The sequence below is a fragment of the Streptomyces sp. NPDC001407 genome (genome assembly GCF_042895325.1).
Classification (GTDB): Bacteria; Actinomycetota; Actinomycetes; order Streptomycetales; family Streptomycetaceae; genus Streptomyces.
The window spans coordinates 47,100-55,321 of the sequence record NZ_JBIAWF010000019.1 but is presented as its reverse complement, the minus strand read 5'-3'; the positions used below and the strand labels follow the sequence as shown (position 1 = coordinate 55,321).

The 8,222-nt window shown below is 69.7% G+C and carries 8 protein-coding genes; 6 read left to right on the top strand and 2 right to left on the bottom strand.

Annotated elements, in window-relative coordinates; genetic code table 11:
- Positions 1-150: 150 nt before the first annotated feature.
- Positions 151-468: an Lsr2 family protein gene (locus ACFY1P_RS24415; RefSeq protein ID WP_361527881.1), complete on the bottom strand. Its 318-nt coding sequence runs from the start codon at positions 466-468 to the stop codon at positions 151-153.
- Between the two features lie 303 nt (positions 469-771).
- Here ACFY1P_RS24415 and purS point away from each other — a divergent pair, with 303 nt between their 5' ends.
- The 6 genes from purS (at position 772) to purM (ending at position 7,624) form a co-directional block, all read left to right on the top strand.
- The gene (gene purS, locus ACFY1P_RS24410) at positions 772-1,026 is read left to right on the top strand and encodes a phosphoribosylformylglycinamidine synthase subunit PurS (RefSeq protein WP_361527879.1); all 255 of its coding nucleotides are present in this window, start codon (positions 772-774) and stop codon (positions 1,024-1,026) included.
- Entirely contained in the window at positions 1,023-1,703 is a 681-nt protein-coding gene (gene purQ, locus ACFY1P_RS24405) for a phosphoribosylformylglycinamidine synthase subunit PurQ (protein ID WP_361527877.1), read from the top strand. Before purS ends, purQ begins: the two co-directional genes overlap by 4 nt.
- Complete coding sequence (purL, locus tag ACFY1P_RS24400) at positions 1,700-3,952, top strand: phosphoribosylformylglycinamidine synthase subunit PurL (RefSeq protein WP_390751873.1); 2,253 nt, start codon at positions 1,700-1,702, stop codon at positions 3,950-3,952. Before purQ ends, purL begins: the two co-directional genes overlap by 4 nt.
- A 107-nt stretch (positions 3,953-4,059) precedes the next feature.
- Complete coding sequence (locus ACFY1P_RS24395) at positions 4,060-4,854, top strand: sterol carrier family protein (RefSeq protein WP_361527873.1); 795 nt, start codon at positions 4,060-4,062, stop codon at positions 4,852-4,854.
- A 144-nt stretch (positions 4,855-4,998) separates the two neighbouring features.
- The gene (purF, locus tag ACFY1P_RS24390; RefSeq protein WP_361527871.1) at positions 4,999-6,516 is read left to right on the top strand and encodes an amidophosphoribosyltransferase; all 1,518 of its coding nucleotides are present in this window, start codon (positions 4,999-5,001) and stop codon (positions 6,514-6,516) included.
- Between the two features lie 40 nt (positions 6,517-6,556).
- Complete coding sequence (gene purM, locus ACFY1P_RS24385; RefSeq protein ID WP_361527869.1) at positions 6,557-7,624, top strand: phosphoribosylformylglycinamidine cyclo-ligase; 1,068 nt, start codon at positions 6,557-6,559, stop codon at positions 7,622-7,624.
- Between the two features lie 163 nt (positions 7,625-7,787).
- On the opposite strand, the gene ACFY1P_RS24380 is transcribed toward purM, so the two are convergent.
- Positions 7,788-8,048, bottom strand: a complete 261-nt coding sequence (locus ACFY1P_RS24380; RefSeq protein WP_116212691.1) for a DUF3073 domain-containing protein — start codon at positions 8,046-8,048, stop codon at positions 7,788-7,790.
- Positions 8,049-8,222: the final 174 nt, after the last annotated feature.

Below are 8,222 nucleotides of genomic sequence, written 5' to 3'. Positions count from 1 at the left end.
AGGAATCGCACACTGCGCCTCCCCCTTGGAAAGGGGGCGCTCTACTACTGAGCTACACCCGCATGACCCCGAAGTCCCGGCGGTTTCCCGTCCGTTCCCCTCGGCGTGATCCAGACTCTAGCTGATCAACAGGGGTGCTTGGCAACTCGGTCAGTCGGCGGCGTTGAAGGCCTCGTAGACCCGCTTGGGGATGCGGCCGCGCGGCGGTACGTCCATGCCGTGCGAGCGGGCCCAGGCGCGCACCGCGGAGGGGTCGGGCGCCACGGAGGTGCGGCGGTAGACCTTCCCGGAGCGGGACTGCTTGCGGCCGGCCTCCACGTACCGCGCGAGGGCGACGCGCAGTTTCTTCGCATTGGCAGTGTTGAGGTCGATCTCGTACGACTTGCCGTCGAGGCCGAAGGAGACCGTCTCCGCGGCTTCCCCGCCGTCGATGTCATCGGAGAGCGTGACCACTACGCGCTGTGCCACGAATATCGGTCCTTTCAGCGGGCGTCACCCCGTCGTTCTGCGGTGACGCGAGGGTTCCGGTTGTTCCGGATCAATGATTATTCATTTGTACAACGAAGGCCATTGAAAATGGAAGCCCACTTAATTCGGTCGGCGTGGCCCCGGCAATCAGGACCGTACATTTTTTCCGCGATTTTCCCCGGATTCTTCCTGTGTCGATGCGTAAACGTGACAGGACGGCCGCCATATCTATGCGCGTAGATTTTTTGGGACTGTACTCTGGCACCACCGCTTCAGCTCACGCACCACACACCGGGAGTGCCAGTGGCACGCGTCGTAGTCGACGTCATGCTCAAGCCGGAGATCCTCGACCCGCAGGGGCAGGCGGTGCAGCGCGCGCTGCCACGCCTGGGTTTTGCGGGGATCGTCGACGTCCGTCAGGGCAAGCGCTTTGAACTCGAGGTGGAGGGTCCGGTCGACGATGCCGCCCTCGCCCGCATCCACGAGATGGCGGAAACGTTTCTCGCCAACACCGTGATCGAGGACTTCACCGTGAAGGTCGACGGAGAAGCCCGATGACTGCTCGTGTAGGAGTCATCACCTTCCCCGGCACTCTGGACGACCGCGACACCCAGCGCGCCGTCCGTATCGCCGGGCTCGAACCCGTATCGCTGTGGCATCGCGACAAAGACCTCAAACAGGTCGATGCCGTGATCCTGCCCGGCGGCTTCTCCTACGGCGACTATCTGCGCGCGGGTGCCATTTCCCGCTTCTCGCCCGTCATGGAGAAGGTCGTCGAGGGCGCCCGGGAGGGCCTGCCGGTCCTCGGCATCTGCAACGGCTTCCAGGTCCTCACCGAGTCCCACCTGCTGCCCGGCGCGATGCTGCGCAACAACCACCTGCACTTCATCTGCCGCGACCAGAAGCTGCGGGTGGAGAACGCGGACACCGCCTGGACGTCCGACTACGAGGCGGGCCAGGAGATCTCCGTCCCGCTGAAGAACATCGACGGCCGCTACGTGGCCGACGAGCGCACCCTCGACGAGCTGGAGGCGGAGGGCCGGGTCGCCTTCCGCTACCTCGACGTCAACCCCAACGGCTCGCTCCGCGACATCGCCGGCATCACCAACGCCGCGGGCAATGTCGTCGGCCTCATGCCGCACCCGGAGCACGCGGTGGAGCCGCTCGTCGGCACCGGCCGCACGGACGGGCTCGGGTTCTTCACTTCGATCTTGAAGAAGCTGGTCAACGCATGACTCTCGACACCGTCAAGCACGCCGGTGAGACCCCCGAGGCCGCACAGCCGTGGGCCGAGCTGGGTCTCAAGCCGGACGAGTACGCCCGCATCCGCGAGATCCTCGGCCGCCGGCCCACCGGCGCCGAGCTGGCGATGTACAGCGTGATGTGGTCCGAGCACTGCTCCTACAAGAGCAGCAAGGTCCACCTGAGGCAGTTCGGCGAGAAGGCTCCCGAGAGCGACGCCATGCTCGTCGGCATCGGCGAGAACGCCGGTGTCGTCGACGTCGGCCAGGGCTACGCGGTCACCTTCAAGGTCGAGTCGCACAACCACCCCTCGTACATCGAGCCCTACCAGGGCGCGGCCACCGGCATCGGCGGCATCGTGCGCGACATCCTCGCGATGGGCGCCCGTCCGGTCGCCGTCATGGACCCGCTGCGCTTCGGTGCCGCCGACCACCCCGACACCAAGCGCGTCCTGCCGGGCGTCGTCGCGGGCATCGGCGGCTACGGCAACTGCCTGGGCCTGCCGAACATCGGCGGCGAGGTCGTCTTCGACGCCTGCTACCAGGGCAACCCGCTGGTCAACGCCCTCTGCGTGGGCGTGATGAAGCACGAGGACATCCACCTGGCCAAGGCGTCCGGCGCGGGCAACAAGGTCATCCTCTACGGCGCCCGCACCGGTGGCGACGGCATCGGCGGCGTGTCCGTGCTGGCCTCCGAGACGTTCGACGCCGCGGGCAAGCCCGCCAAGCGCCCCGCCGTCCAGGTCGGCGACCCCTTCCAGGAGAAGCTCCTCATCGAGTGCACCCTGGAGATCTTCCGCGAGCACCTGGTCGACGGCATCCAGGACCTCGGCGGCGCCGGTCTGTCCTGCGCCACCAGCGAGCTGGCCAGCGCCGGCTCGGGCGGCATGCGCGTCGAGCTGGACACCGTGCCGCTGCGCGACTCCTCCCTCTCGCCCGAGGAGATCCTCATGAGCGAGTCGCAGGAGCGCATGTGCGCCGTCGTGGAGCCCGGCAAGGTCGCCCGCTTCATGGAGATCTGCGAGAAGTGGGACGTCATCGCCACCGTCATCGGTGAAGTGACCGACGGCGAGCGGCTGGAGATCTTCTGGCACGGCGAGCAGATCGTCGACGTGCCGCCGCGCACGGTGGCGCACGAGGGCCCGGTCTACGAGCGGCCCTACGCCCGGCCAAAGTGGCAGGACGCCCTCCAGGCCGACGACGCGAACAAGCTGGCCCGCCCGGCGACCGCCGACGAGCTGCGCGAGCAGGTCCTCAAGGTCGTCTCCTCCCCGAACCAGGCCTCGAAGTCCTGGATCACCGATCAGTACGACCGCTTCGTGCAGGGCAACACGGTGCTGGCGCAGCCCGAGGACTCGGGCATGGTCCGCATCGACGCGGACACCGGCCTCGGTGTCGCGGTCGCGACCGACGGCAACGGCCGCTACGCCAAGCTCGACCCGTACACGGGCGCGCAGCTGGCGCTCGCCGAGGCGTACCGCAACGTCGCCGCCACCGGTGCCCGCCCGCTCGCGATCTCGGACTGCCTGAACTTCGGCTCGCCCGAGGACCCGGCCGCCATGTGGCAGTTCGCCGAGGCCACCCGTGGCCTGGCGGACGGCTGCCTGACCCTGGGCACGCCCGTCACCGGCGGCAACGTCTCGCTCTACAACCAGACGGGCGAGACGGCCATCCACCCGACCCCCGTGGTCGCGGTGCTCGGCGTGATCGACGACGTCGAGCGCCGTACGCCGATGGCGTTCTCCCAGGAGGGCCACCTGCTCTACCTCCTGGGTGACACCAAGGAGGAGCTGGGCGGTTCGGCCTGGTCGCAGGTCGTGCACGACCACCTCGGCGGGCTGCCGCCGGCCGTTGACCTGGAGCGCGAGCGGCTGCTCGCCGAGATCCTGATCGCCGCCTCGCGCGACGGCATGGTCGACGCGGCGCACGACCTCTCCGACGGCGGTCTGATCCAGGCCCTCGCCGAGTCGTGCCTGCGCGGTGGCAAGGGCGCGCGGATCGTCGTCCCCGACGGACTGGACCCCTTCGTGTTCCTGTTCTCGGAGTCGGCGGGCCGCGCGGTCGTCGCCGTCCCGCGCAGCGAGGAGCTCCGCTTCGGCGACATGTGCGGCGCGCGTGGCCTCCCGGCCACCCGCATCGGCGTGGTGGACGGTGAAGTGATCGACATCCAGGGTCACTTCGAGCTCCCGCTCGCCGAGCTGCGCGCGGCGCACGAGGCGACCATCCCGGCGCTGCTGGCCTAGCCGACGGCCGCCGGGCGGGACGGGCCTCCGGCCCGCCCGGCGACCGCGGACCCCGGTCCGGGTGAGCCCGGTTGTGGGAAAGCGGTGGGCAGGGGAAAAATCCCCCCATGCCCCCCGCTCAGCGCAAGCGTGCCCGGACCTACGACTTCGCCAGGACGCGCACGGCCGTCCTCGCGCAGATCGATCACGTACGTGCCGTCGTCGAGGCCCTCGACGACGGTCAGTTCGCGCTGCCCACGCGGCTCGGCGACTGGACCGTACGGGAGCTGGTCACCCATATCGCCCTGGGCGTCCGCTCCGTCGGCGACGGGCTCGCGCAACCCGCGCCCCCGGCGCGGGAGATCACGTTGGCCGAGTGGCCGTTCGCCACGGCCGCCCACGCGGCGCGGGTCGACGCCTCCGTGCGCGAAGTGGCCGCCTCCGAGGACCCCGTGGCGCTCCTCGCCCACGTGGCGGACCGTTTCGCCGAACTGACCTCCGGCATGCCCGCGGAGCGCCTCCTGCCCGCCCGCCCCGGCGCCATGCGCCTGGACGACCTGCTGGTCACCCGGTGCGTCGAACTCGTCGTGCACAGCGACGACCTGGCCGCCGCGCTGGGCATCGCGATTCCTTACGACCGGCAGGCCCTGGCCGCGGTCACCCGCCTGCTCGCGGACGCCCTGGCCCTCAAGGCGCCCGGGGGCTCCGTGGAGGTGCGCGTACCGCCGTTCGCGGTCGTGCAGTGCGTGGAAGGCCCCCGGCACACCCGCGGCACCCCGCCCAACGTCGTCGAGACCGACCCCCTCACCTGGATCCGGCTCGCCACCGGCCGTACGGACTGGACCACCGCCCTCGACGCCGCCACGGTCTCCGCGAGCGGTGAACGCGCCGATCTCTCCGCCCAATTGCCGCTGCTCACATGAGTGCTCATCCGAGCGTGCCCGGCCGGTAACTCACCTGAGCGGAAAAGGTGATGCGCTGTACGCGCCGGGTGGCTGTCCGTGGTGTGAGCCATCCCTGGTCATCCCCGGTTCGGATGAACCTCGCACCTGCCATAGACTCGAGGTGTGCCTCGTGGTGATGGACGACTCAACCACGACCTGCTCCCCGGCGAGAAGGGCCCCCAGGACGCTTGCGGCGTCTTCGGTGTCTGGGCTCCGGGTGAAGAGGTCGCCAAGCTCACCTATTTCGGGTTGTATGCCCTGCAGCACCGTGGACAGGAGTCCGCGGGCATCGCAGTGAGCAACGGCTCCCAGATCCTCGTCTTCAAGGACATGGGACTTGTCTCCCAGGTCTTCGACGAGACCTCCCTCGGCTCCCTACAGGGCCATATCGCGGTCGGTCACGCCCGCTACTCCACCACCGGAGCCTCGGTGTGGGAGAACGCGCAGCCGACGTTCCGGGCGACCGCCAACGGCTCGATCGCGCTCGGTCACAACGGCAATCTGGTCAACACCGCCCAGCTCGCCGAGATGGTCGCAGCCCTCCCCAAGGAGAACGGCCGGGCCACCCAGGTCGCCGCGACCAACGACACCGACCTGGTCACGGCCCTGCTCGCGGGCCAGACCGACGCGGACGGCAAGCCGCTGACGATCGAGGAAGCGGCCGCCAAGGTCCTCCCCGACGTCCAGGGCGCCTTCTGTCTCGTCTTCATGAACGAGCACACCCTCTACGCCGCCCGCGACCCGCAGGGCATCCGCCCGCTGGTCCTCGGCCGCCTGGAGCGCGGCTGGGTGGTGGCCTCCGAGACGGCGGCCCTCGACATCTGCGGCGCCACGTTCGTGCGCGAGGTGGAGCCCGGCGAGCTGATCGCCATCGACGAGAACGGCCTGCGGAGCTCGCGCTTCGCGGAGGCGAAGCCCAAGGGCTGCGTCTTCGAGTACGTCTATCTCGCGCGCCCCGACACCGACATCGCGGGCCGCAACGTCTACCTCTCCCGCGTGGAGATGGGCCGCAGGCTCGCCGCCGAGGCCCCGGTCGAGGCCGACCTGGTGATACCGACCCCGGAGTCCGGCACGCCGGCCGCCGTCGGTTACGCCGAGGCCAGCGGCATTCCGTACGGCACCGGCCTGGTGAAGAACTCCTACGTCGGCCGGACCTTCATCCAGCCGAGCCAGACCATCCGCCAGCTCGGCATCCGGCTCAAGCTCAACCCCCTCAAGGAGGTCATCCGGGGCAAGCGCCTGGTGGTCGTCGACGACTCGATCGTCCGCGGCAACACCCAGCGCGCCCTGGTGCGGATGCTCCGCGAGGCGGGCGCCGCCGAGGTGCACGTGCGGATCTCCTCGCCGCCGGTGAAGTGGCCCTGCTTCTTCGGCATCGACTTCGCGACCCGCGCCGAGCTGATCGCCAACGGCATGACGGTCGAGGAGATCGGCAAGTCGCTGGGCGCGGACTCCCTCGCGTACATCTCCCTCGACGGCATGATCGAGGCGACCACCATCGCCAAGCCGGACCTCTGCCGCGCCTGCTTCGACGGCGAGTACCCCATGCCGCTGCCCGACCCCGAGCTTCTCGGCAAGCAGCTCCTGGAGACCGAGCTGGCCGGTGGCACGGACGCCGCCGACGCCCTCCGTCGCCCGTAACGCCCCCGTAGTACCGAACGACACGAAAGATCTCAACGTCATGTCTGAGACCACTGGTGCCAGCTACGCAAGCGCGGGCGTCGACATCGAAGCCGGCGATCTCGCCGTCGAGCTCATGAAGAAGTGGGTGAAGAAGGCCACCCGCCCGGAGGTCGTCGGCGGCCTCGGCGGCTTCGCCGGGCTCTTCGACGCCAGTGCGCTGAAGCGGTACGAGCGCCCGCTGCTCGCCTCCGCGACCGACGGCGTCGGCACGAAGGTCGACATCGCCCGCCGGATGGGGGTCTACGACACCATCGGCCACGACCTGGTCGGCATGGTCGTGGACGACCTCGTGGTCTGCGGCGCCGAGCCGCTGTTCATGACCGACTACATCTGCGTCGGCAAGGTCCACCCGGAGCGGGTCGCCGCGATCGTCAAGGGCATCGCGGAGGGCTGCGTCCTCGCGGGCTGCGCGCTGGTCGGCGGCGAGACCGCCGAGCACCCCGGGCTGCTCGGTGCGGACGACTTCGACGTGGCCGGCGCGGGCACCGGCGTGGTCGAGGCCGACCGGGTGCTGGGCGCGGATCGCATCCGTACGGGTGACGCCGTCATCGCGATGGCCTCGTCCGGACTTCACTCGAACGGGTACTCGCTGGTCCGCCATGTGCTGTTCGACCGGGCGGGCTGGGAGCTGGACCGCGAGGTTCCGGAGTTCGGCCGCACCCTCGGCGAGGAGCTGCTGGAGCCGACCAAGATCTATTCGCTCGACTGCCTCGCGCTCACCCGCACGGCCGAGGTGCACGCCTTCTCGCACATCACCGGCGGCGGGCTCGCCAACAACCTGGCCCGGGTGATCCCGGCCGGGCTGCACGCCACCGTCGACCGCTCGACCTGGGCGCCCGGCGCGGTCTTCGACCTGGTCGGCCGGCTGGGCGGGGTGGAGCGCCTGGAGCTGGAGAAGACGCTCAACATGGGCGTCGGCATGATCGCGGTCGTGCCGCAGGAGTCCGTGGAGGTCGCGCTCGCCACCTTCGCCGACCGGGGCGTGGAGTCCTGGGTCGCGGGTGAGATCACCGAGCGCGGCGACCACGCCGAGGCCGTGGCTCTGACCGGTACGTATTCGGATTAGATGCGGTCGGCAGCTGACATGCACGGACCCGCGGGTCCCGGGGCGGCGGAGCGCTCCGGGGCCGGTGGGTCCCTGCCCGCGCGGGGTCACGGAAACCGGCGCCGGGCAGCACAGAACCCGGTCCGAGGGCAGGCCCCGGACCGGGTCGGTGGGAGTTACGGCGTCAAGCGCGGCGACGATATGTCGAGGAGTGGTCGGGCGATTGCTCGTCCTCGTCCTCGTGGTTGTAACGCTCCGCATACTGAGCGTACGGATCGTCGTCCAGCTCATCGTCCTTGTCGAGCGGCTCGCTGTTCGGCGGCTGCTTCGTCGTCGGCGATGCGCCCAGCTCATTGGCCAGACGTGAGAGATCGGTCCCGCCGCTGTTGTACTTCAGCTGGCGGGCGACCTTTGTCTGCTTGGCCTTGGCCCGGCCGCGCCCCATGGCTCGACCCCCTCAGTGACGGGGCTCGACGGCCCCAGAGTCTTGACACGCGTTCACGTTCATGAGTCAGAGCGGACCCTCGGTGAGGTGTCCGGCCTGTAGGGCTTCAACGGTACCTGCTTCCGCGGCCATACGGTACGTCGCCCGCATGACGTGCCACGTCGCACAACCCGT

Bases quoted from the DNA above. Each gene is read 5' to 3' on its own strand.
- ACFY1P_RS24395 (WP_361527873.1), top strand. From the start codon at position 4,060: ATGCCCCCCGCTCAGCGCAAGCGTGCCCGGACCTACGACTTCGCCAGG.
- ACFY1P_RS24380 (WP_116212691.1), bottom strand. From the start codon at position 8,048: ATGGGGCGCGGCCGGGCCAAGGCCAAGCAGACAAAGGTCGCCCGCCAG.
- purM (WP_361527869.1), top strand. From the start codon at position 6,557: ATGTCTGAGACCACTGGTGCCAGCTACGCAAGCGCGGGCGTCGACATC.
- purQ (WP_361527877.1), top strand. From the start codon at position 1,023: ATGACTGCTCGTGTAGGAGTCATCACCTTCCCCGGCACTCTGGACGAC.
- purL (WP_390751873.1), top strand. From the start codon at position 1,700: ATGACTCTCGACACCGTCAAGCACGCCGGTGAGACCCCCGAGGCCGCA.